This window comes from Alkalimonas sp. (assembly GCF_020831925.1).
Lineage (GTDB): Bacteria > Pseudomonadota > Gammaproteobacteria > Enterobacterales > Alteromonadaceae > Alkalimonas.
In genome coordinates this window covers 39832-63444 of record NZ_JAFIFQ010000013.1, presented here as the reverse complement: position 1 = coordinate 63444, position 23613 = coordinate 39832, and the positions used below count along the sequence as shown (strand labels likewise).

General features: G+C 51.3%; 19 protein-coding genes. 15 read left to right on the top strand and 4 right to left on the bottom strand.

The annotated features are described in order from the left end of the window. Nucleotides 1–125: bL20 family ribosomal protein (locus JJU14_RS06230; protein WP_228593151.1), on the top strand; the 125-nt coding region annotated here is incomplete at its 5' end. Between the two features lie 131 nt (nt 126–256). On the opposite strand, the gene JJU14_RS06225 is transcribed toward JJU14_RS06230, so the two are convergent. After that, nucleotides 257–1945: a M28 family metallopeptidase gene (locus JJU14_RS06225; protein WP_228611729.1), complete on the bottom strand. Its 1689-nt coding sequence runs from the start codon at nt 1943–1945 to the stop codon at nt 257–259. 118 nt (nt 1946–2063) lie between these two features. Beyond that, nucleotides 2064–2675 carry a hypothetical protein gene (locus JJU14_RS06220; protein WP_228611728.1) on the bottom strand — a complete coding sequence of 204 codons (612 nt, stop codon included), beginning with the start codon at nt 2673–2675 and terminating at the stop codon, nt 2064–2066. A gap of 133 nt (nt 2676–2808) precedes the next feature. Between JJU14_RS06220 and JJU14_RS06215 the strand changes: the two genes are divergently transcribed. Further along, entirely contained in the window at nt 2809–3081 is a 273-nt protein-coding gene (locus JJU14_RS06215) for a DUF3081 family protein (RefSeq protein WP_228611727.1), read from the top strand. Here JJU14_RS06215 and JJU14_RS06210 read toward each other — a convergent pair. Beyond that, nucleotides 3072–3623, bottom strand: a complete 552-nt coding sequence (locus JJU14_RS06210; protein WP_228611726.1) for a hypothetical protein — start codon at nt 3621–3623, stop codon at nt 3072–3074. The genes JJU14_RS06215 and JJU14_RS06210 overlap by 10 nt on opposite strands. A gap of 331 nt (nt 3624–3954) precedes the next feature. Here JJU14_RS06210 and JJU14_RS06205 point away from each other — a divergent pair, with 331 nt between their 5' ends. The 3 genes from JJU14_RS06205 to JJU14_RS06195 all read left to right on the top strand — a co-directional run bounded on the left by JJU14_RS06205 (nt 3955) and on the right by JJU14_RS06195 (nt 10295). Continuing rightward, nucleotides 3955–4935 carry an efflux RND transporter periplasmic adaptor subunit gene (locus tag JJU14_RS06205; protein WP_228611725.1) on the top strand — a complete coding sequence of 327 codons (981 nt, stop codon included), beginning with the start codon at nt 3955–3957 and terminating at the stop codon, nt 4933–4935. A 1-nt stretch (nt 4936) separates the two neighbouring features. After that, complete coding sequence (locus tag JJU14_RS06200; protein WP_228611724.1) at nt 4937–8008, top strand: efflux RND transporter permease subunit; 3072 nt, start codon at nt 4937–4939, stop codon at nt 8006–8008. Nucleotides 8009–8117: 109 nt separating this feature from the next. Then, the gene (locus JJU14_RS06195; protein WP_228611732.1) at nt 8118–10295 is read left to right on the top strand and encodes a YgiQ family radical SAM protein; all 2178 of its coding nucleotides are present in this window, start codon (nt 8118–8120) and stop codon (nt 10293–10295) included. Here JJU14_RS06195 and JJU14_RS06190 read toward each other — a convergent pair. Further along, nucleotides 10292–11068: a transporter substrate-binding domain-containing protein gene (locus JJU14_RS06190; RefSeq protein WP_228611723.1), complete on the bottom strand. Its 777-nt coding sequence runs from the start codon at nt 11066–11068 to the stop codon at nt 10292–10294. The two genes, JJU14_RS06195 and JJU14_RS06190, sit on opposite strands and share 4 nt — an antisense overlap. Nucleotides 11069–11193: 125 nt before the next feature. On the opposite strand from JJU14_RS06190, the gene JJU14_RS06185 reads away from it, so the two are divergent. From JJU14_RS06185 to JJU14_RS06140, 10 genes are all read left to right on the top strand, one after another. After that, the gene (locus tag JJU14_RS06185; protein ID WP_228611722.1) at nt 11194–11979 is read left to right on the top strand and encodes an SAM-dependent methyltransferase; all 786 of its coding nucleotides are present in this window, start codon (nt 11194–11196) and stop codon (nt 11977–11979) included. Beyond that, nucleotides 11980–12513 carry a GNAT family N-acetyltransferase gene (locus tag JJU14_RS06180; protein ID WP_228611721.1) on the top strand — a complete coding sequence of 178 codons (534 nt, stop codon included), beginning with the start codon at nt 11980–11982 and terminating at the stop codon, nt 12511–12513. Between the two features lie 234 nt (nt 12514–12747). Further along, the gene (locus tag JJU14_RS06175; RefSeq protein WP_228611720.1) at nt 12748–13062 is read left to right on the top strand and encodes a hypothetical protein; all 315 of its coding nucleotides are present in this window, start codon (nt 12748–12750) and stop codon (nt 13060–13062) included. Nucleotides 13063–13503: 441 nt separating this feature from the next. Beyond that, nucleotides 13504–14823: a GGDEF domain-containing protein gene (locus tag JJU14_RS06170; protein ID WP_228611719.1), complete on the top strand. Its 1320-nt coding sequence runs from the start codon at nt 13504–13506 to the stop codon at nt 14821–14823. Between the two features lie 118 nt (nt 14824–14941). Beyond that, nucleotides 14942–15979 (top strand): succinylglutamate desuccinylase, encoded by a 1038-nt coding sequence (gene astE / locus JJU14_RS06165; protein ID WP_228611718.1) that lies wholly within the window; start codon nt 14942–14944, stop codon nt 15977–15979. 374 nt (nt 15980–16353) lie between these two features. Next, nucleotides 16354–17538 carry a thiamine pyrophosphate-dependent dehydrogenase E1 component subunit alpha gene (locus JJU14_RS06160; RefSeq protein ID WP_228611717.1) on the top strand — a complete coding sequence of 395 codons (1185 nt, stop codon included), beginning with the start codon at nt 16354–16356 and terminating at the stop codon, nt 17536–17538. Further along, on the top strand, nt 17538–18518 hold the full coding sequence (locus JJU14_RS06155; protein WP_228611716.1) for a transketolase C-terminal domain-containing protein: 981 nt from the start codon (nt 17538–17540) through the stop codon (nt 18516–18518). The genes JJU14_RS06160 and JJU14_RS06155 overlap by 1 nt, the downstream gene beginning before the upstream one ends. Before the next feature lie 11 nt (nt 18519–18529). Continuing rightward, entirely contained in the window at nt 18530–20089 is a 1560-nt protein-coding gene (locus JJU14_RS06150) for a dihydrolipoyllysine-residue acetyltransferase (protein ID WP_228611715.1), read from the top strand. A gap of 162 nt (nt 20090–20251) precedes the next feature. Then, on the top strand, nt 20252–21712 hold the full coding sequence (locus tag JJU14_RS06145; RefSeq protein ID WP_228611714.1) for an AAA family ATPase: 1461 nt from the start codon (nt 20252–20254) through the stop codon (nt 21710–21712). Nucleotides 21713–21725: 13 nt separating this feature from the next. Next, nucleotides 21726–23558 carry a phosphotransferase gene (locus tag JJU14_RS06140; RefSeq protein ID WP_228611731.1) on the top strand — a complete coding sequence of 611 codons (1833 nt, stop codon included), beginning with the start codon at nt 21726–21728 and terminating at the stop codon, nt 23556–23558. The last annotated feature ends 55 nt before the right edge of the window (nt 23559–23613 follow it).

Sequence of the window (23613 nt, the reverse complement as noted above, 5' to 3'; positions counted from 1 at the left end):
TCATTGCAGGCCTGAAAAAAGCCTCAGTGGAAATCGACCGTAAGATCCTGGCGGATATCGCTGTGTACGACAAGGCGGCATTCACCGCTTTGGTCAACAAAGCAAAAGAAGGTCTGGCTGCGTAAGTTGCCAACCGTCTTTAAAAAAGCACCTTCGGGTGCTTTTTTTGTGCCTGCTTGTGGTTCAGCGCAGATAAAAAGGCTTTGGCGGGTATAAAAAAGGGCAGCCGAAGCTACCCTGGTTTCGTTCGTTTTCGTTAGTTACGCGAGCCAGCACTGGCATCGCGGATGGCACGGAACTCATTGCCTTGATACCAGTTTGGCCACTGCCGGCTGTTGGCCAGCTCATTGCCTACACGGAAGTACAGGAACATGTCCTGCTGCGCGCCGCGCAGGTCAAAGTCATCGCTCCACTCATCCTGCACTTTGTGGTAGCAGCAACGGTTGTATTCGGCGCGCTGTGCTGCCCCCCATTCCGCGCCATGTTGGTAGTGATCATTGCCGCCTTTGGCGTACAAAATTGGCACGCCTTTTTTCGACAGGCTGAAATGATCCGAGCGATAGGCAATACCAGCTTCCGGGTTTGGTTCAGGCACGGCATAACGGCCTTGTTGCTCGGTGTACTTCACCAGAATTTCTTCCAGATCGGTATTGCCCAAACCCACAATCACCATGTCTTTCATCGGGCCATAGACATTCATCACATCCATATTAATGGCGGCCACTGTGGTTTCCAGTGGGAACACCGGGTGCTCGGCATACCAGGCAGAACCCAATAAGCCGCGCTCTTCTGCTGTTACCAGCACAAATGCAATGCTGCGTTCAGGCTGTGGCTGCTGCATAAAGTATTCAGCTAAAGCCATCACGGCGCCGGTACCGCTGGCATTATCCTGTGCACCATTAAACACCGGGTTACTTGGGTTGGAGAAATCCATGCCCAGGTGATCCCAGTGCGCCATATACACAATGGTTTCATCCGGGTAGGTGCTGCCTTCTATGTAGCCAACCACGTTGCTGGAGGTCAGCTCCCGGAAGTTATTTTTTACCGAAATGGAAGCATTGGTATTCAGCGGCACCGGCGTAAACTCACCAGATAGAGCCTGAGCCCGTAAGGTTTCAATATCGGTATCGATGGCGGCAAATAAACGCGCTGCAGTTTCCGCGGTGATCCAGCCTTCGATTTTGGAGCGGTCCATGTTTTTATTGTCGCTAATCAAATCAAATTTGATCGGTGAACCATGTGCCACCACGCCCCAGCCGTAACTGGCAGGCTCGGTTTCATGGATAATCAGGGCGGCAGCCGCGCCCTGACGGGCCGCCTCTTCGAATTTGTAGGTCCAGCGGCCATAATAGGTCATGGCATTGCCGTTAAACAGCTCCGGGTTCTGAGTTGCGTAGCCCGGGTCATTGACAAACATCACTACGGTTTTGCCGGTCACATCAAGCCCTTCGTAGTCGTTCCAGTCGTATTCTGGCGCCACAATGCCGTAGCCGACAAACACCATCTCGCTGTCTTTGAGTTCGACGCCATCCACCACCCGGGTGGTCCAGGCCATCACTTCATCACGGTACGCCAGGGTGGTTTCGAGCGCACCGGCCAGGCTCATACCGCTGACCTGCACCGGATCAATTTGCACCAAAGATACCGGTTGTTTGTAACTGTCACCATCAATCGGCTTTAAACCAATACGGCGAAAATGATCTTCCAGATAGGTGACGGTCTTGGTTTCGCCAGCTGTTGCCGGGGCCCGCCCCTGGAACTCGTTTGAAGCCAGGGTTTTGATGTACTCAGCCAGGCGTGGATTCATCTCAGTATCTTGTTGATACCATGGGGTGTCGTCAGCGGTTACTGCGACCTCTGATTGTGGCGCTGGTTGGCCACAGCCAGTCAATGCAAGGCAGCAGCCGGCTGCCAGGGTTCCTGAAAACCAATGCAAAGGTTTCATAAATGGACTCCAGTGAAGTTCGTTGTAATTATAATGGGTTTAGTGCAAAGCTATACTAACCTGAACAGGGTAGGGGCGCCAACAACTCGGATTGAGTTGCTGGCTGTGGGGGTTCTGTTTACTGGTAGCCCCATGGGGTTGGTGGCAGATCCACCGGTTTGGTCAAATCAAAATCGACCCGGAATTCACGGCCTTCACGGATCAGGCGGTAGGTAAATTGCTCCGGGTAAATGTACATTTGCCAGATGTTGGTGTTGGAGGCTGGAATGCCGTCTTTGACGAACTCTTCAATCGAGTATTGATCAACCGGGAAGGACTGTACCCGATCAAAGCCAGCATCGACGGTATGGCCACCGTACATGGTCATGGGATCATTGCTACCATCTTCTAAGCGGTGATCATGTTTCAGACTGATGCCAGAACCTGTTTTGGTTAGGATCCAGGTGCGGGAGTGGTTGTCACCAACATGAAAAGGGATCTGCAATTGATGATCTTCACAAACCCGGACATGCATCACCAGGCGGCCTTCAAAACCAGAGGCTGGCGGGTTATTCACCGTTACTTTGCCTTCATAGGCTTTACCGCAGTGGGCGCGCAGGTGATCAAAAAAAGCATCGTGCGTGGGAATGGAAACCAGCGGAGCTGGCGCAACAATGTTGGCCTGAGTAGCAAAAGATACGGCAAGGGCCGCGGCAGAAAGCAGCAGAGGCTTGGTTATTTTTTTTGTCATGGCTTTTTCCATTGAGTTTAAGGGTCCGCAGGCACTATACCCAGAACGGCCCTCAGGTTCAAATTCAGGGAAACTGGTTGAACAACTAACCCGTATCATTGACAAACAAAGATACCTTTGCCAGGAGTTGCCGATGGAACACAAAATAACCAGCAAGTTTTTAATGGATGTTTACAGCAAAATTGAAAAACATGGTGCTGCTACCAAGACTGAGTGGGGGCAAGGCTACTTGCTGGATGGGGTGGAGGTGTCCGCTGGCTTTGATGGCTACGAATTATTTTTTGACAACAGCCGGGTGCAGCTCACTTTAGGTTTTCACAATACCTGGCACAGCAATGCCGACAGTGAAAAGCTGCTGGATGAGTTTCTCCAGCAGCTGGAGCAAATACAAAAGCGTTACGATTGAGTCAGGCCGGTTTCTTCCAGCGCATTACGCTGACTGAACTCCTGCGTTTCAGTATCGGTGTTGGTGGCTTCCGTTTCAGTGGCTGTGACAGTGGTCTCTACCGCTGGCTCGCTTTCTTCAGCAGGTGTTGTTTCGGCGTTTTGCTGAAGGTCAACCGTATCGGCCAAAGCAGCTTGCCGGTTGTCGTTTAACCGTTCAGCCAAGTTGTTTAATTGCGCCAGGGCGTCGGTCAGGGATTGATTGCCGCTGCCAGCGGCGCCGTCAAACAGGTTGGCCACAAGTTGGGCTGGCTGTTGTGCATTCTGGCTACGGAGATCCTGCAGAGCTTGCTGAAAGTCAGCGTTGTCCTGTTCAAAGGCAGCTCGTGCTTCCTGACTGATATCTACCGAGGAAACATCGCTGGCTGTATTGTCGCCATTGTTCGCTTGGAGCGCGGTTTGATTCGCTGGTTGCTCTGCCACAACTGAGCGCTCAGGGCGGGCGTTACCAAGTAATTGGCTGGCTTCAAATGCGGCCGGATTGGTACTTTCCACCGTTGCCATGATAAACCTCCTGCGACGATTTAGAGTGAACCTTTAGTATACTTTTTATACAGCATAATTCAAGTTTGCAGCACGGATGGCACGCATCAAATGAATTGTGAAAGCGTTTTCGTGGCAGTACAGCGCTTTCTCGGGTAGTATCTTCAATGAATTCAGCTAGGACTCAGCTTCATTGGCATAATATTATGTGCTGAGTTGTTAGGGAGTCGTATGCATGCAGGCAAGTTGTCATCGGGTTTTTTTGATCTCTTCAGTCGTTTTTCTAGGCTTATCCTCTATCGCTTGCTCCCCAATTAATAGCGATGAAGCTGAAGCTCAGCAGGGGACGCCGGTGCGGGTGCAATCCGTTCACATCACCACGGTGGTGGAAACTGAGCGCTCTATGGCGCGTAGTGAGGCTTTTTCCAGCCCACAAGTTTCGCCTGAGGTGGATGGCCGGGTGATTGAAGTGCTGCACGATATCGGCGATGAAGTTGAAGAGGGTGCTATCCTTGCCCGGTTGGATGACAGTTCCTATACCCTGGCGTTAGCGGCTGCGCAGGCGGATGAGTCTGCTCTGAAAACGCGGGCAGAACAGTTAGCGCGCGATCTTAACCGGCTTGAAATGGTCGGTGGCGGCCAGTACGTCAGTCAGATGGACCTGGAGTCGGCTCGGGCAGATTTGTATACCGCACGTCAGGAGCTAAAGGCGGCCCAAAGCCGACGTGAAGCGGCGCAGCGCCAGGTCGCTCATACCCGTATTCAGGCACCAATTGCCGGACGCATTGATGAGCGGCATATTTCTGAAGGCGATTTTGTCAGCGCCGGAGATCGGGCTTTTCGTATGATCCCACAAAGCAGTGCCCGCGTGTCCTTGCCATTTCCTGAGCGGGTTGGCAGTCGGCTGGAAACCGGTATGCGGGTTAAGTTACGTCGTTTAGGTAGCGATGATTATTGGATAGACGGTAAGCTTACCCGTTTGCGTCCGTCGGTTGAGGATGGCATGGGGGTAACGGCTGTGGTCGAGTTTATCCCGCCATCATCCTGGCCTTCTGGCACCATGCTGGAAGGTCTTGTTGAAGTCGCGCAGCGTTCTAATGCACTGCAGGTACCCGCAGAGAGTATTGTTGACAGACCCGGACGCACAGTAGTGTATGTTTTACCGGGCAGTGATCATTACGGTAAGGTCGAGGAGCGCCGTGTTGAACTTGGTCAGCGAACAGCCGAGCGGGTGGAAGTGTTGTCTGGTGTCAGTGCCGGTGAGCGTGTTGTAGTGGATGGCAGCGCTTATCTGACGCATGGTGCCGAGGTGCGTGCTCAGGGAGGACGTTAAGATGTCCTTACCGCAGTTTTTTATTCGCCGCCATGTTATGGCGGTGATGATGAGCGCTGTGCTGGTGCTATTTGGCCTGATTGCTTATCAGGATATTGGCAATGATCGGGTGCCAAATGTTGATTTCCCGGTGATCTCGGTTAGTACCTCTTTATCCGGAGCCGATCCGGATACGGTTGATGCTAATGTCACGCAATTTATCGAGCGGGCTGTCAATACGGTTCCTGGCATCGATAACATTAGTTCAGTCTCTGCTCCTGGTGCTTCTACCGTTAATATTACCTTTATGATGGGCCAGGACATTGATGTTGCTTTTTCAGAGGTACAAACCCGCGTCAGTGAAGTGGTTGGCAGTTTGCCCAATGATGCCGACGCGCCAGTCATTAAGAAGGTGGAGGCGGACTCGCAACCTGTTTTGTGGCTGATCGTCAAAGGCGATCGTACCATTCAACAATTAACGGAGTATGCCCGAACAACCTTACGACCTCAGCTGGAACAAATTAATGGTGTTGGTGAAATTCGCCTGGGTGGCAGTCGTAACCGCCGGATCCGGGTTGAGTTGGATGCCGATGCCATGAGCCGTGAAGGCTTGACCGTTGCCGATGTTCGCTCGGCGATAGACAACGAGCATGTGTTAGCCAGTGGTGGCTTTCTGGTGGGGGGACGACAGGAGCGGATGCTGCGGTTGGATCTGGAATACCACAACGTCGATGCGCTGAATGACCTGATTATCCGCCGCAGTGGTGAGCGGTTGGTGCGGTTGCAGGATATCAGTACTGTGGTCGATGGTTTAACGGATTATCGTCGGCTGGCTCGTTTCAATGGCCAGGAGAGTGTCGGACTTGGGGTGATTAAAGTAGCAGGCGCCAATACCCTTGAGGTGGTGCAGGAAATTGAGCGGCGATTGGCGGAAGAAATCAGACCATCGCTGCCAGCTGGGATTGAACTGGCGGTGACCTCTGATCAATCTACCTTCATTAAAAGCATGATCGACAATCTGGAAAGAACCTTGCTGTTGGCTGTGGTGCTGGCAGGCCTGGTGATGTGGTTGTTTCTGAAAAACCTGCGCTCGACACTGATCATCATAGTTGCCATCCCGGTCTCGTTGCTGGCAGTCACGGCCGTAATGTATTTTGCAGGGTACACCCTAAACTCCATGACGATGCTGGCCATCTTATTATTGATAGGTCTGGTGGTGGATGATGCCATTGTGGTGCTGGAAAATATCTGGCGCCATCGGGAGCAAGGAGAAACCGATGCGGTTGCTGCGGCTGGTATCGGTGCGAATGAAGTCTTTACCGCGGTGATTGCTTCTTCCTTGTCGCTTATTGCTATTTTCGGCTCGGTCATTTTCATGGAAGGCATTATAGGGCGCTTCTTTGAATCCTTTGCCGTGGTGGTGGTCTTTGGAGTGGCTGTATCCACCTTCATTGCCCTGAGCTTAATACCGATGTTGTGCTCGCGCTTTTTGTCGGTTCCAAAAGTGCATGGCAAAACTTACCATCGCTTAGAAGCTGCTTTTAAGTGGCTGGACAACCACTATCAAGGCATTCTGGTGTGGGGCCTGGCTCACCGAACCAAAGTGATTGCCGTATCTGGCCTGGCCATACTGGCCAGCTTGTGGCTTGGCACTCAACTGCCGGCAGAGTTTGCACCGGAAGAAGATGAAGGCCAGTTTGTAGTGACCATGCGTGCGCCATTAGGTGTATCCATTCATTACATGGATGATAAAGTTGCGGAAATGGAAGCCATACTGACGCAGGAAACACTGGTAGATAACTACTTTGTTTCTATTGGTACCGGAAGTGCCGGTGTGAATGAAGCAGCTGCCTTTGTGCGGTTGGTGCCCTGGCAACAGCGCAGTGATAGTCAGCAACAAGTGATGCAGCGGCTGGACCGGGCTTTTGCTGAGGTAACCGGGGTGCGGATCTTTACCTCGTCGCAGGGACTGTTTGGTGGTCAGCGTGGTGAGGCCTTGCAATTCAATGTACGTTCAACCAACCAGGAGCAATTAGCGGTTGAGTCCGAGCGCCTGCTGGTGGCATTGCAACAAAGAGGTCTTGGGCGGATTGATATGGATCTGCGTCAAAATCAACCGCAACTGCAATTGCGGGTGGATCGGGAGCGGGCTCATTTTATGGGGCTGCGGACCTCGGACGTGGTTCAGGCTGTGAATATCTTTATCGGTGGCGCCGATGTTGCCCGCTTTGATGATGATTTTGGCGGTGGAGAGCGCTTTCGCATTCGCTTAAAAGGCCGTGACGATCAATTCACCACACCAGCTGATTTAAGCCGTATCTGGCTTCGCAACAGCGAAGGGCAGCGGATCCGACTGGATGCGGTGGCTCATTTTGAGCAAAGTCACGCTCCTGCCGTGATCAGCCGTTACAACCTGCAGTATGCCGTGCCTTTTTACATTGCGCCTGATATGCCACTGTCGGATGCGATTGAGCAACTTTACAGCACGGCAGCAACCACTTTGCCAAATGGCTACAGCATCGCATTGACCGGGCAGGCGGAAGAGCTTGGCCGCACAGTGCAGGCTATGCTGTTTGTGTTTCTGATTGCCATCATCCTGGTGTATATGGTGTTGGCCAGCCAGTTTAACTCGTATTTGCAGCCAGTGATTATTATGACCGCCATGCCACTGGCTGTAATGGGGGCTTTCCTGGGGTTGGGTTTAACCGGCTACTCGCTGAATATTTATTCGATGATCGGCATGGTATTGCTAATTGGCGTGGTCACCAAAAACTCAATTTTGCTGATAGATCTGACCAATCAGTACCGCGAGAAGCATAGCATGAGCATCAATGAGGCACTGAGAGCCGCTTGCCCGGTCCGTTTACGGCCTGTGCTGATGACGTCCCTGACCTTAATTCTTGCGATGATTCCGGCAGCGTTTGACGCCGGGCCAGGTAGCAATGGCAATGCCTCTTTGGCGATTACCGTTATTTTCGGTATGACCGTCGCCACAGTGCTGACCTTGTTGCTGGTCCCTGCCGCCTACAGTGTGCTGGAGGAGTTAAAGTTACGGTATTACCGCCCAGAAAGCACCGCAGAGTTAACAGGCTGAGTCTGTAAGTTCTGCCATAAAACCGCTATACTAACGGCCTGTTATTCACCAGGCCGTTTTCATGTCGCAGTCAGCACCTTCACTTCGTCCCCGCACTCAGGTCGCCCGCATGGCACCAGAGCGTGATTTGTTTTCCTACCCAAAATACTGGGCGGAGTGTTATGGCACAGCGCCTTTTTTGCCAATGTCGCGCCAAGAGATGACACAACTAGGCTGGGACAGCTGCGATATTATTCTGGTGGTGGGCGATGCTTATGTCGATCATCCCAGTTTTGGCATGGCGGTAGTGGGGCGGATGCTGGAGCAGCAAGGCTTTCGGGTAGGGATTATTGCCCAGCCAGACTGGCACAGCAAAGACGATTTTATGCGCCTTGGCAAACCCAATCTGTTTTTTGGCGTATCAGCCGGCAATATGGACTCGATGATCAACCGTTATACCGCCGATAAAAAACTGCGGCACGATGATGCCTATACGCCAGGGGATATTGGAGGTAAGCGCCCGGACAGAGCTGTATTGGTGTACTCGCAGCGTTGCAAAGAAGCCTACAAAGAAGTACCGGTGATCATTGGGGGCATTGAAGCTAGTCTGCGCCGTATTGCGCATTATGACTATTGGTCGGAAAAAGTGCGTCGCTCGGTATTGTTTGATGCTAAAGCCGACTTGCTGATCTACGGCAATGCCGAACGGCCACTGATTGAAGTAGCCAGCCGCATTGCTGCCGGCGAGCCAGTGAGCAGTATTCAGGATGTACGCGGTACCGCGGTCATTCGTAAAGAGCCGCTGCCTGGCTGGCGTGGCGTCGATTCGACTGCGCTGGATAAAATCGGCAAGATTGATCCCATTGCCAACCCCTATGGCGCGGATGATGTCGGTTGCAGCAGTTACTCCGAATTTGCCAAAGCCGGCATTGACTTAACCAAGCCGCAACCGGTGGAGGCCAAAGCCGTGGTGGTGCAGCCCGCCAAGCAAAAGCCCTGGGAGCTTACTTACGTCAAACTGCCTGCTTTTGAACAGGTCTCGGTCAATAAGCCGCTTTATGCTCATGCGTCGCGTATTTTGCATCAGGAAACCAACCCAGGCTGTGCCCGCGCCATAATGCAGCGCCATGGCGATCGCCACCTCTGGGTGAATCCGCCGGCCTTTCCGCTAAGCACCGAAGAGATGGACCTGGTGTTTGGTTTGCCGTATCAGCGGGTACCGCATCCGAGCTATGGCAAGGCCAAAATCCCGGCCTATGAGATGATCAAAACCTCGGTCAATATTATGCGCGGCTGTTTTGGTGGTTGTAGCTTTTGCTCCATCACCGAGCACGAAGGGCGGGTGATTCAAAGTCGCTCGAAAGAATCCATTTTGCGTGAAGTTGAACAAATTCGTGACAAGGTACCTGGCTTTACCGGTGTGATTTCCGATCTGGGTGGCCCAACTGCCAATATGTACCGGCTACGCTGCAAAAATCCGCGTGCGGAGCAAACCTGCCGCCGGCCTTCTTGCGTTTACCCCAGCATTTGCGAACACATGGATACCGATCAAAGCCCAACGGTGGAGCTGTATCGCGAAGCGCGCTCCTTGCCAGGCATTAAAAAAGTGCTGGTCGCTTCCGGTGTGCGTTACGATTTAGCGGTGGAAGACCCGAATTACGTCAAAGAGCTGGTGCAGCATCATGTCGGTGGCTATCTGAAGATTGCGCCAGAGCACACCGAAGAAGGGCCTTTGTCGAAAATGATGAAGCCGGGCATGGGCGCTTACGATAAGTTTAAAGCCATGTTCGAGCAATACAGCAAAGAAGCCGGTAAAGAGCAGTACCTGATCCCCTATTTTATTTCGGCGCATCCGGGCACCACCGATCTGGATATGATCAATCTGGCGCTTTGGTTAAAGCAGCGCGGTTTTAAGCTGGATCAGGTACAGAACTTTTACCCCAGCCCAATGGCCAATGCAACTACCATTTACCACACTGGCTTAAACTCGCTGAAAAACATCCACAAACACACCACTGAGGATGTGCCGGTGCCTAAAGGCGAGCGCAACCGACGGCTGCACAAAGCGTTGCTTCGCTACCACGATCCAGCTGGTTGGGGGCAAATTCGTGAAGCGCTGATTGCACACAAAATGGAGCACCTGATTGGCCGCGGCAAAGACTGCCTGGTACCACCGGAAGACCGGCCTTTAGCCAGACGCCCGGCCAAGCCAAAACCTGGCCAGCAGGCGCTAACCCGACACACCGGCCTGGATCCTGCAGCTAAGAAAGGCCAGCAAACGAAGCGGCCCAAACGAAAAGCCCATTAATCCAGATACTGCTGGTACAGCTGCTGGTATCGGCCTGATGCTTTGAGTTGCTCCAAGCCTGCAGCAAAAACATCGGCTAGCCCAGCATCACGAAAAGCGACCTTGGTGTATTGCCGCTCAGGGAACAAAGGGTGGATATTGACTTCCACTGAGGTATCTTTGCTGTCGGCAAGTAAGCGGCGGTACCAACTGAAGATAGCCCGGTCTACCACAATCACATCTGTTCGTCCCAGCCAAAACATAGCGTTCTGGCTGTATTGACTTAGCTCCTGATAGCCTCGGTGAGGTTGGCGCTCTGCGGCCCCATAGAGGTGATGAAAAACCGGCCCGAGCGGTGTTGCTGGTTGGCTGGCTCCTTGCCAGGAAACCACCGAGTACTGTTGTAAATCCCGGATGGACTCCAGTTGGATGCCGGATGAGGCTCTACTGACAGCGACATTTTCGTAATAACTGAACTTATCCACATAATGTAATTTGTCGAAAAACTCGGTGCCAACGCCGGCGGCAATATCCAGATCAGCGAAAAGCAACAAAGCACGGTTTAGTTGATGAAAGGGCAAGGCAACAAACTCGATCTGATAGCCTGAACCTGCCATGGCTTCTCGGAAGATATCGACTTCCAGTCCAGAAATTGTTTCCGAATCGGATAGTACAAAAGGTGGTTTATCGGCTCCCAGAGCAACCAGTAAAGTGGCTTGATCGACTGGCTGCTCGGCCAGTGAGGGCAAGCACAGCGCAGCAAGCAGCAGTGACAACAACTTTGGATCACACATTACAGCACGCGACCTTCTTTTAAAGCTCACGGCTAAGTATGGCATTAAAAGGCAAAGTTTGGCAGCTGGCTGGATCCAATTTCAAATTTCTGTATGCTAAGCAAAAATTTCAAGGGCGAGCAGGAATGAAGCAAGGCAGTCTGGTTTGCGTTGGAACCGGCATGACACTTGGGGCGCATATCAGCCCACGAAGCCGCAGTTATATTGAGCAGGCCGATGTGGTCTTTGTGCTGGTAGCCGATGGTATTACCGAGCAGTGGATTGAAGGCATGAATGCCGATGTGCGCAGCCTGCAGCCTTTTTATTGTGAAGGGCAATCCCGTATGATCACCTACCGGCAGATGGTGGCAACCATGCTGGAGCAAGTACGGGCAGGTAAGAAGGTCGTTGGAGCTTTTTATGGCCATCCAGGCGTTTTTGCCTGGGTGCCGCACAATGCTATTGCTACAGCGCGTGAGGAAGGTTATGGCGCTCATATGGAGCCTGGAATTTCGGCTGAAGATTGTTTAATTGCCGATCTGGGCATCGATCCTGGAACTTATGGCTGCCAGCATTACGAAGCCAGCCAGTTGATGTTTTATAAGCGGATCATTGATCCTTCTGCCTATCTGATCCTGTGGCAGGTGGGTGTTGCCGGGGATCGCTCTTTGGCAAAATTTACCACCGGGCCAGCTTACCGAGAACTGCTGGTCTCGTTATTGACCGAGTATTATCCAGCTGAGCATGAGGTAATTCTGTATGAGGCTGTCTGTTTGCCTATCCAAACTCCCAGAATAGAGCGCTTAGCCTTGCATGCACTGCCTGAAGCTTCAATGGATTTAAAAGCGACCCTGGTTATTCCTCCTTGCCGTAAAATGGAACCCAATGATGCCGTTTTGGCTAAATTAAAACTTTTGTCGGAGCAGGAATAAATGCGACCTGTTTCGTCTGCACAGACAACCTATAGAGAGGCTAATGAGTTCTGTTTTGAAACCACTCGCTTACGATGCCGGTTGCTATCCGAAGCTGATCAAGCGCTATACCGAAGCTTGTACAGCAGCGAAACCATGATGCGTTACATTATGAAGCCGCTAACGGAAGCTGCTGCAGATCAGAGCTTTTTTTATGCTTTACGTTGTATTGAAAAGCGCCCGCTGCAACGGTTATTTCTGGCGGTAGAGCGAAAACAAGATTTTTTGCCGCTCGGTATTACTGGGATTAGTTCACTTAACTGGCAAGAGCCCAGTGCAGAGTATGGTCTTATGCTCACTCGGGAAGGGCAAGGTAAAGGCTATGCTGTGGAGATGACTAAAGCCTGTTTGACGCATCTTATCCATAGTATGGGGATGAAAAGAGTATGGGTTGATATAGCGGAAGAGAACCAAGCAGCGCTAAAAGTGGCTCGCATGGCTGGTCTAAAGGCGGATTTAAAGAACTGTCGAATACATGAATATTCCAGTGTTTAAAGACTCACTTACTGAGTAGTTTGAGGTACCAGTTCATTATGGCATTAGACTATTGCTATTATGGGAAAAATAAAGATAGAGTGTTATCTTGTAGAGCACCACCTGCATGGTGTTATTTCAACAGATAAACTTAATGATGACAAGGTATTAACTTTTTTGGAAAAAAAGCTCAGATAACGTCTATCTGGGTTATAAGTCTTCTCAGAATAAAAGCGAATAACAAGAGAGAATTGCATGACAAATGTTATAAGTATTTTGGAAAAAATGGGGCAAGCCACCTGTTTTGAAAACGATAAACTGGCTATTGAACATGAGCTTGTAAAGGAGCAGTCTTCAGAGATTATACAAGCATTGCGTGCAGGCAATGTTGAACTGCTAAACCAGATTCTGAACGTGCGGGCTCAGCTGATTTGTGGGATTCATCCTGCAGAAGATCCTGATAAGGAAGACAAGAAAAAAGAAGATGATGAAGAGGAAAAAGAAGAGGAAAAGCAGTCAAATAGTGTTCAGCTAAATGGTGCTGGTGCTCAACTTCGATATGTGGGTTAAATGTTTAAGAACTACTTTTTTGCAGCGTTGATGGTAGGCATACTGCCTTTTGCGATCACTGCAACCGAAAACCTTACAGAGAAACTAGAGCATGCAGATAGCATTAAAAGTACTGACTTTGCAGAGTTTCAACGCCATCTGCGAGCTATTGAGTTAAAGTCAAATCAACTAACTGCCGAACAAAAAATTTATCTGAAATACCTGGACGGGTATGAGCAAGTTTTCCTTGGCAATTTTGAGCAATCTATTCATATTCTTCAATCTATCACCCTGGAGCCTGTGAATACAGTGCTGCTTTTGCGAGCTCAGTCTACGCTACTAAATATTTTTACAATCAAGGGACGATTTGCCGAAGCTTTTGTCTTGGCAAATGAGATTACTCAGCAAGTACCAGGGGTTGAAGATACGATAGCTCGCCTGCAAGCGTTACAGGTTCTCTCTTTGTTATACAATCAGACTGGTTTGTATGAGGAAGCACTGTATTACTCTACGCTGGCGCAACAACAGAGTAGCAATGATCGTGACGCATGTGCTGCTAAGCAACTGATGATAGAGTCCTATTATCGGTTGCAGCACGCAGAAAATATGGATGAGATTTATTCCACTGCAGTTGCCAGCTGCCAGCAGGCAGGCGCTCCGGTTTTCGAGAGCCTGGTACACTATTTTTATATCCGATATTTATTGGATATTGAGGAGTTACAGGGTGCGGCTCGAATGGTGGATGAGCATTATCAGGCTGCACAACAACTGAGTTACGAGCCTTTGCGTGTTTTCTATCAAGCATTAAAGGCCCAGGTGTATTTGTTGATGGATGATTTTGCTTCTGCGGAGGAAGCAGCTCTGATAGTCACTGCTAATCCTGATAATCATCAGTATTTTGAAACGCATGTGATTGCCAGTAAAACCCTATATCAAGTATATGAACAAAAAGGTGATTTTAAATCTGCATTGCACTATCACAAATTATTGCATCAGAGTAAATTGCAATATCGTGATCTTCAATCAGAACGGATACGGGGCTTCTATGAGTCGAAAGCAGTGATGGAGGCCAAAACTCAACAGATAGAACTCTTGAATATGGAAAATAGCCTTTTATATTTACAGCAGCAAGTACTCAGTAAAGAAGCCCAAAATGCCCGTTTACTGCTTGGCCTCTTTGTACTGATGCTGCTTGCGCTTGGTTTTTTAGCTTATCAAGGCCTGATAGGCCGCCATCGTTTTAAATTTATGGCCGAAAACGACGAGCTAACCGGCATTAGCAATCGCTACCACTTTAACAAACTGGCGGAAAAGTCATTGTTGCACTGTAAAAAGCAGGGCATGACCGTCGGGGTAATTTTGTTTGACCTGGATCACTTCAAGCAAATCAACGACAAATTTGGCCATGCTACCGGCGACTGGGTGCTGCAACAAGTGGTGCAAAGCTGTCGTAACTTTATGCGTTTGGATGATATTTTCGGCCGCCTTGGTGGCGAGGAGTTTGCTATTGTTTTGCCCGGTTGCCATGCCGACAAAGCCCTGATGCTGGCAGAAATCTGCCGTGACTCGATAGAGGATATTGATACCAAGCGCTGTGGTCATGAATTTTTGCTGACCGCCAGTTTTGGGGTCACTTCCAGTGATACCTCCGGCTATGAATTAAAGCAACTACTGGCTGATGCGGACAAAGCAATGTATCGTGCCAAGCAAGGTGGTCGCAATCAGGTACACTTTTTTACCGGCACTCCTGCTGTGAAAAGCCAGCCGCAGTTTGGCGACTAAAGCCGCGGCTGGTTGAACAAGCAGCAATCAATCGGCCAGACCTGTTGTTTTTTTTGACGGCTGGTATAGTAACAGCGAATTTAAAGACAGAAATTTTAACTTGCAAGGAGCCTTTGGCATGAGCCAGCAGTGGATCCCAAACGATGATTTTCTTCGCCATACCCTGAATAACCCGACCGGGCTTTCTCCCTGCGAGTTCCGTCTGGATAATGGCGTGACCGTGCAGTTATGGGATAGCGGTGTGATTTGTTTTGAGCCGGCTAAGGCGGGTGACAAAGATATCGTGCTGGCTTGCGGTGTGCATGGCAATGAAACCGCCCCTATTGAGATTTGCGCTGAGCTGGTGCAAGACATACTGCAGCAAAAACTTCTGCCGAAACAGCGCACTCTGGTACTGATTGGCAATCCGGCTGCTATTAATGCCGGCAAGCGTGAAGTGGAAGAAAACCTGAATCGCTTGTTTTCCGGCCATCACAGCAAAGGTGCCGGGCTAATTAACGACGAACGTAAGCGGGCGCAGGCGTTGGAGCACTACGTGACCCGCTTCTACCAGCAGGCTCCTGAAGGCAGCCGTAAACGCTATCTGTACGACTTGCATACAGCTATTCGCGGTTCGCGTTTTGAAAAGTTTGCCGTCTATCCTTTCTTGCATGGTAAACCCTGGCAGAAGAATCAGCTGGAGTTTCTGCAGGCTTGCGGGGTGAGCACTGTGCTGTTGATGCAAACGGCTGCTTCCACCTTCAGTTATTATGCCTCCAATACCCATGGTGCCGATGCTTTTACCGTGGAGCTTGGCAAAGTTCGGCCTTTTGGCCAAAACGATATGAGCCGTTTTGCCGAAGTTCGTGCCAGCTTGCGGGCATTGGTTGCGGATGCGCCACTGGCCACCCAAGATTTTGATGAAGCTAATTTTCATCTGTACGAGGTTTATCGCTCTATTCATAAGCAAACTCAGGATTTTAAACTGCATTTTGCCGATGATGTGCAAAACTTTACCACCTATCCGGTTGGTACCTTGTTGGCAACCGATGGCGATACTGAGTATCGGGTAGAGAAAGAAGGCGAAGCGCTGATTTTCCCCAATGCTAAAGTAGCTATTGGTCAGCGCGCTATGCTGATGGTGATCCCGCGCTCGGTCAAAGGACAACTGGCGTAAACAAGCGCCTCCATTGGTATTTCAACCACAATGCCCGGCTTTTTACCGGGCATTGTGCTATCTGGCGACTATAAAGAGCAGAGCCAGCGCGTCCGTTTAGAAAACAGTACAGCAAAACTGACACTGGCAGCGCTGTTTGGTTTGGAAAAGGCGCTGGACGGAGTTGCAATGCAGTTTACGTAAAGGTAAAGTTGGCAGCGACAATAACAACCATAACAATGATCTGCTGCTTAAGTAGCAGACAAAATGGGGAAGAGCAGGCCACGGCAGCTATACTCTAGCCGTACTACGTTGGCTTGCTTAGCATGTTCAACCTCGGGCTTTACTTGACGTATACGTCAAGCTGGCTGGAGTAAACAACCAAGAGAAACCCTATGACCAACCCAAATAACGCCACCAATACCACGGTGCATTCTGCAGAGTTCACCAGCGGCCACGCGTTAAGTATTCCCACGCTTCGCTTACTCAAAGACGATGGCACCTTGTACGAAGGTGTGACAGAGCCAGAACTGGATAAAGCCACCGCCTTAAAAATGTACGACACCATGGTGTTTATCCGGGTGTTGGACGAGCGGATGTTAGCAGCCCAGCGACAGGGCCGTATCAGTTTCTACATGCAGTGTCTGGGTGAAGAAGCCGCTGTCGTTGGCAGTGCTGCTGCCCTGGACGACCAGGACATGATTATGGCGCAATATCGCGAGCAGGGCGCGCTGCGCTACCGTGGTTTTAGCCTGGAACAGTTTATGAATCAGCTGTTCTCCAATGAAAAAGATCTGGGCAAGGGCCGTCAGATGCCGGTGCACTACGGCAGCAAAGATATTTACTACATGACGGTGTCATCGCCGCTTGGCACCCAAATTCCTCAGGCCAGTGGTTATGCCTATGCTCAGCGCCTGCGCGGCCTGAGCAATGTCACCCTCTGTTACTTTGGTGAAGGCGCGGCTTCAGAAGGCGACTTTCATGCCGGCCTGAATATGGCGGCGGTCCACAAAGCGCCGGTCCTGTTTTTCTGTCGTAACAATGGCTATGCAATTTCCACCCCAGCCAATGAGCAATTTGTGGGGGATGGTATTGCTTGCCGTGGTGTCGGTTATGGCATTAAAACCATGCGGGTTGACGGTGCCGATATCCTGGCCGTGTACCAGGCTACAAAAATGGCACGCGAGCAAGCTTTAGCGGGTAATGAGCCCATCTTGCTGGAATCGATGGCCTATCGCTTGGCTGCACACTCTTCATCGGACGATCCAAGTGGCTACCGCTCGAAAGAAGAAGAAGAGCAGTGGCGCAAAAATGACCCTATCAGCCGCTTCCGTTTGTGGTTGATTAACAAAGGCTGGCTGGACGATGCCGCCGATACCGAACAAACCAGCAAATTGCGTCAGGAAATCCTGGATGCATTGAAAGTGGCCGAGAAAGTAGCCAAGCCAGGGATCGAACACATGATCACCGATGTCTATGCCGAGCCAACCCAGCAGTTGCAGCAGCAACTGCATGAGTTAAAAGCGCACATTAAAAAATACCCGGATGCTTATCCGGTGACGGCGGGGAGAATCGACTGATGGCAAAAATGAATCTATTGCAAGCCATTAATAATGCGCTGGATTTGGCCATGGCAAAAGACGACAGCGTCGTCTGCTTTGGTGAGGACGTGGGCCATTTCGGGGGCGTATTTCGGGCTACCAGCAAGTTGCAGGAAAAATACGGCCGTGAGCGTTGCTTCAACACCCCGCTGACCGAGCAGGGCATTGCCGGTTTTGCCAATGGTATGGCGGCACAAGGTATGAAGCCAGTAGCTGAAATCCAGTTTGCCGATTACATTTTCCCGGCCTTTGATCAAATCGTCAATGAGACTGCCAAGTTCCGTTACCGCTCTGGCAATGAGTTCAATGTCGGCGGTCTGGTGTTTCGCACGCCTTATGGCGGTGGTATCGCTGGTGGTCATTACCACAGTCAGTCACCGGAAGCCTATTTTGCCCATACCCCGGGGTTGCAAGTTGTCGTACCGCGCGATCCTTATCAAGCCAAAGGCTTGCTGCTGGCTGCTATTAACAGCCCGGATCCGGTGATATTCTTCGAGCCTAAGCGCTTGTACCGTGCTGCTGTCGGTGAAGTGCCGGAAGACTACTACGAGCTGCCAATCGGCAAAGCCGAAGTGGTGCAACAAGGCACGGATTTAACCTTGCTGGCCTGGGGTGCGCAGATGGAAATCGTGCAAAAAGCTGCTGACATGGCCAAGGAGAACGATGGGATTTCCTGTGAGGTTATTGATTTGCGTAGCATTTTGCCATGGGATGTTGAAACCGTGGCCGCATCGGTACTGAAAACAGGCCGCCTTGTGATCAACCACGAAGCACCGCTGACCGGCGGCTTTGCCGGCGAAATCGCAGCGACCATCCAGCAGCAATGTTTCCTGCATCTGGAAAGCCCGATTGAACGGGTTTGTGGTCTGGATGTGCCTTATCCGCTGGCGCTGGAGAAAGAATACGTCGCCGATCATCTGAAAACCTACGAAGCCATTGTGCGTTCAATGAACTTCTAAGTGAGGGCAGCATGAAAATAGATTTTATTCTGCCAGATATTGGCGAAGGCATTGTCGAGTGTGAAATTGTCGAGTGGTTGGTTGCGGAAGGCGACACCATCAAAGAAGATCAACCGGTCTGCGATGTGATGACCGATAAAGCTCTGGTGCAAATTCCTGCGGTGCACGATGGCGTCGTTTCTAAGCTGTACTACCAAAAAGGCGATATTGCCAAGGTGCATGGCCCTTTGTTTGAAATGGAACTGGCTGGCGATGGCACGGCCACGGATACAACCACCTCGGAGCCTGCAGCCAGTGCGGCACCAGCCAACAGCCAGGCGGAAGCCGAAGAAGACTTTATTCTGCCGGATATTGGCGAAGGCATTGTTGAGTGCGAAATTGTCGATTGGCTGGTGGCCGAAGGCGATAGCATCGAAGAAGATCAGCCGGTCTGCGATGTGATGACCGACAAAGCTCTGGTGCAAATTCCGGCCAAGTACTCCGGTACTGTCACCAAGCTGTACTACCAAAAAGGCGATATTGCCAAGGTGCATCAGCCATTGTTTGGTATGCGTATTGCGGGCTCTACCGCTGCGAGTGGCGCTAATCCTGCAGTTAGCTCAAGCGCGAAAGCCAGTTGCAGTGTGCAAAACACCGAGACCAAGCAAGCCGAACTGCGCCCCGGTAAAGCCGTAGCCAGCCCGGCGGTGCGGCGTTTAGCCCGCGAGCTGGATGTGGACATCAGCAAGGTGCCTGGTTCTGGTGATAAAGGGCGGGTGTTTAAAGACGATGTACGCGCTTTTGCCGATGGCAAAACCACTGCTACCAGTAGCAAGTCAGCTGCGCCGGCCAAAGCCAGCAGCTCCGTTGCGGCCGTGGCTGCAGCAGAAGACAGAGTCGAGCCGATTAAAGGTGTAAAAGCGGCGATGGCGCGCCAGATGATGGAGTCGGTGAGCAGCATCCCGCACTTTACCTATTGCGACGAGATTGATTTAACGGAGCTCACGGCTCTGCGTAACCAGCTCAAAGATCAGTACCGTGAGCAAGGCGTGAAGCTCACCATGATGCCGTTCTTTATGAAAGCCTTATCCATGGCCATCCGTGAGTTCCCGATCCTGAACAGCCAGGTCAATGCCGATTGCAGCGAGCTTATTTACAAAGCATCGCACAACATTGGTGTGGCGGTAGACTCCAAAGTTGGCCTGCTGGTGCCGAACATCAAGCACTGTGAGCAGAAATCGATTGTGGATATTGCCAAAGAACTGACTGAGCTAACCGATCAGGCCAGAGCAGGGCGGGTCAGCCCGGATCAGCTAAAAGGCGGTACTATCAGTATCTCCAATATCGGCGCTATTGGCGGCACTGTCGCAACGCCCATCATCAATAAGCCGGAAGTGGCGATCGTGGCGCTGGGTAAGGTGCAAACCTTGCCGCGCTTTAACGCCAAAGGCGAGGTGGAAGCACGGCAACTGATGCAAATCAGCTGGTCGGGCGATCACCGGGTGATTGACGGTGGCACCATCGCCCGTTTCTGCAACCTGTGGAAACAGTTCCTGGAGCAACCCGCTGCCATGCTGGTAGCGATGAAGTAACGCACCGTGTGACTGTTCCAGACAAACCCATGCCCCGGCATGGGTTTGTTGTTTCTATGCTTACTTCATTATAACTTTGCTTTCATTGTATAGGACAGTTGTGCTTGGCAAGCCCGGCTTCCTACGGCACTATAAACACAAAGCCTTCTCCTTGAGTTATCGATGCACGAATTTGACGATTTAAAAGTGTTGTTGCAGGCTCGCAGCCCGCTGATCGTGATTGAAAGCTATGAAGAGCTTAGGGCCTTGCAATTGATCCGCCGGCTGGCGGTGAATTTGTTTCGGCCGCTGTTCCAGTGGACCTGCACCGAAGGGTTAAGGCGGCTGGACGTGCCATCCGATGCGCAGACCTTCAATACCGAGCCGCAGCAAGTCCTGGCTCAAATCAAAGGCACCAAAAACCCGGGTATTTATGTGCTGTGTGATTTCCATCCGTTTTTAACGGAGCCACGTCATATTCGTTTTCTGAAAGAAATCGCCTTGCTGCACGATACCGTGGGTCATACCGTGGTGCTGCTTAGCCACTCCCTGAACATGCCTGCTGAGCTGGCCCGTCTTTGTTACCGGTTCGAACTGCATTTACCCAGTGATCAGCAAGTACGTCAGCTGGTGTTGGAAGCGGCAGAGCTTTACCTGAAAAAAACCGGTGAACCAGCCGATTTGGAGCCGGAGGCGGTGCAGCAATTGGTGCACAACTTACGTGGTTTGACTTTTGAGGAAGTAAAACGCCTGGCCTACAAAGCCATTGCTAATGATGGCGCTATAAGCGCGGCGGATGTCAGTAGGGTGAACCAGGCAAAATTTCGTTTGCTGCAAACCGAAGGGGTGCTTAGCCAGGTATACGACACCAAGGCATTGGATGATGTGGTGGGGCTGAATAATTTGAAAAGTTGGCTGTTGCAGCGCCGACCTGCTTTTTTGCAGCAGCAACGCGATACACCCAAGGGGGTACTGCTTACCGGGGTGCAAGGTACCGGGAAAAGTCTGGCCGCCAAGGCCATTGCCGGCGCTTTTGGCGTGCCGTTATTGTTGCTGGATATGGCCAGTTTGTACAACAAGTACATTGGTGAAACCGAAAAAAACCTGCGGCAGGCCCTGCAATTGGCGGATGCCATGGCTCCTTGTGTACTTTGGATCGATGAAATTGAAAAAGGCATCAGCTCTGGCCAGGGCGATCAAGGCGTGGGGCGACGTTTGCTCGGCACCCTGCTCACCTGGATGGCTGAGCGTAAAGCAGCGGTGTTTCTGGTGGCGACCGCCAACAACATTCATGAACTGGCGCCTGAGCTGCTTCGAAAAGGGCGCTTTGATGAGCTGTTCTTTGTCGATTTACCCGGCGAAGCTGAGCGTTTGGCGTTGTTGCACTTGCATTTGCAGCGCCGTGACATGGCGATCGCAACCGAGGACTTACAGCGCTGCTTACCGCTCACTGCAGGCTTTTCCGGAGCCGAGCTGGAGCAGGCCGTAGTCGGGGCTTCATTCCGTGCCCAGAGTGCCGGCGAGGCTCTGGCGGCCAGTCATTTGCAGGAAGAGCTTAGCCAGACCCAGCCGATCTCAGTGGTAATGGCCGAGTCGGTCGAAGCTCTGCGGCACTGGGCTAGTTCGCGTTGTGTTAAAGCTTGAGTATGTCGCCATGATGTATAAACACCAACTGCGTAACTTTTACATTCCGGAAGAGCAGTCGTTTTACCTGCTCAATGCCAACGATGCCCGCAAATTAAAAGAGTGGGTGGCGCTCTGTATTTCCGAGTTGGAAAAGCTGGGATACCAGCAGATTGAGCTGATAGGCAAGGGCGCTTATGGCTTTGCTTTTGCTGGGGTTAGTTTGCAGGGCGAGCAGTGTGTATTTAAGTTCTCCCGCATTACTCTGCCACTGCATATTCAGGAACGGTTGGCCGATGAGGCCTATATGTTGTCGCAAGTGCAACACCCGGCGATACCTCGCTACATCACTTACCAGCTAATTAAAAAGCAGGGTATTTTGATGATGGGCCGGGCCAAGGGCATCGATTTAGAACAGTTTAGCTTACGGCATGGCCGTTTGTCTGCCCGTTTGCTGATCAAGCTGGCCGGACAGCTAGCGGAGCTGTTGCAACTGCTGCGTCAGCATAAAAAAGATGGCTTGCCGGCGCCTATCGTGCATGGCGATATTAAACCGTCCAATCTGGTATTCGACATGGAAACTGAGCAAATAAGTCTGGTCGATTGGGGGTCATCGGTGTTTGCTCAAACCGACGAGCAGGGCCAGTTTATCAGCAACGATGTGATGGGGCTGATGTCGGCTGATTTGCAGCACTCCAATGCCCGCTTAGGGGATGTCTATTTTATTGGCCCTGAGCAACGCAACGGCGCTTTATCCAGCCCGCGCTTTGACGAGCAGGGCGTAGCCAGTACCTTGTATGCACTCGCCTCGGGCCAGTCCTGCCGCTTTGGCTTTAAAGCCATACCGGCGCGCAGCCTGGGCTTGCCGCAGGCCTTTGCGACTATGTTGGACTCTTTGCTATCCGAAGATGCTACGCTGCGCCGTCAGGCTGGTGACTATTTTTTGCAGCAGATGCCAAGGCTAAAACAACTGGTGTTGCCGGAGTTGCCACTGTTCGATGATCAGCCTTTGCTACCGGTTTGGGTAAGCCCTGTACGTCATGACTTGGATACCGTGGTGTATTCATCGCGCAAGTCTTTTTTGCGTGAGCACAGTGTCGAAGATGGCATTGGCTTTGTCGATGATGCCCAGCTTGAACGCTATTACAAAAACTACTTAGAAGGCATGGGCGATACTGAAAAAGCTTTTATTGCCGCAGTCAGCCGGTTGGCACGGTACCCGGTGGTTGGTGGCTTGGCGATTCACTGGCAGCCCAAAGGCGTCTACATCGACTCCAGTTTGAACTTGTACGACGATAGCTTGATACGCTCTTTTGCACTGGCAGTGAACAATGTCGTCCAGCTTGCGCAGGCCATTGGTCGGGTCGGCATTTTCAAAGCCTGCTTGTTCAACGCCCGCAATACCATCCATATCAGCCGGGATAGCCTGGGCCAGCCCTTTGTACCGCCAAAAGATGCCAGTATCCCTTACCGAATTGCACCCGTACTGAGCAGCGATGCGTCCAGCAAACAACATTCTTACTTTGAAGATGGCAAGGATCCGGATGAGCAGTTGATTCTGCCGGACAACATTATGGATGACATTGCACGCTTAAACCTTATTCGTCATACCGGCTGCCTGATTTTTGAGGTAACGCCGCTGTATATGAAAATTCACAGCTATTATCGCCTATTGGATGTAACCAAGGAGCATGAGTTTGCCGGTTTACTGGCTAGTATTTTGCGCAAGGTGCCACAAATCACTGGTGAGGGGGTAGGTGGTTTTATGAAGCTGCCGCACAAAGATACCCGCTTTTTTAAGCATCAGACCATGCAGCCGACCAGCTATTACCCGGCAAACCCGAAGCAGTGGCAAAAGAGTATCTAAGTGGATTTAGTGCCGGTCTGGTTGTTTTCTCTGCAGCAGAGACGGCAATTCAGTC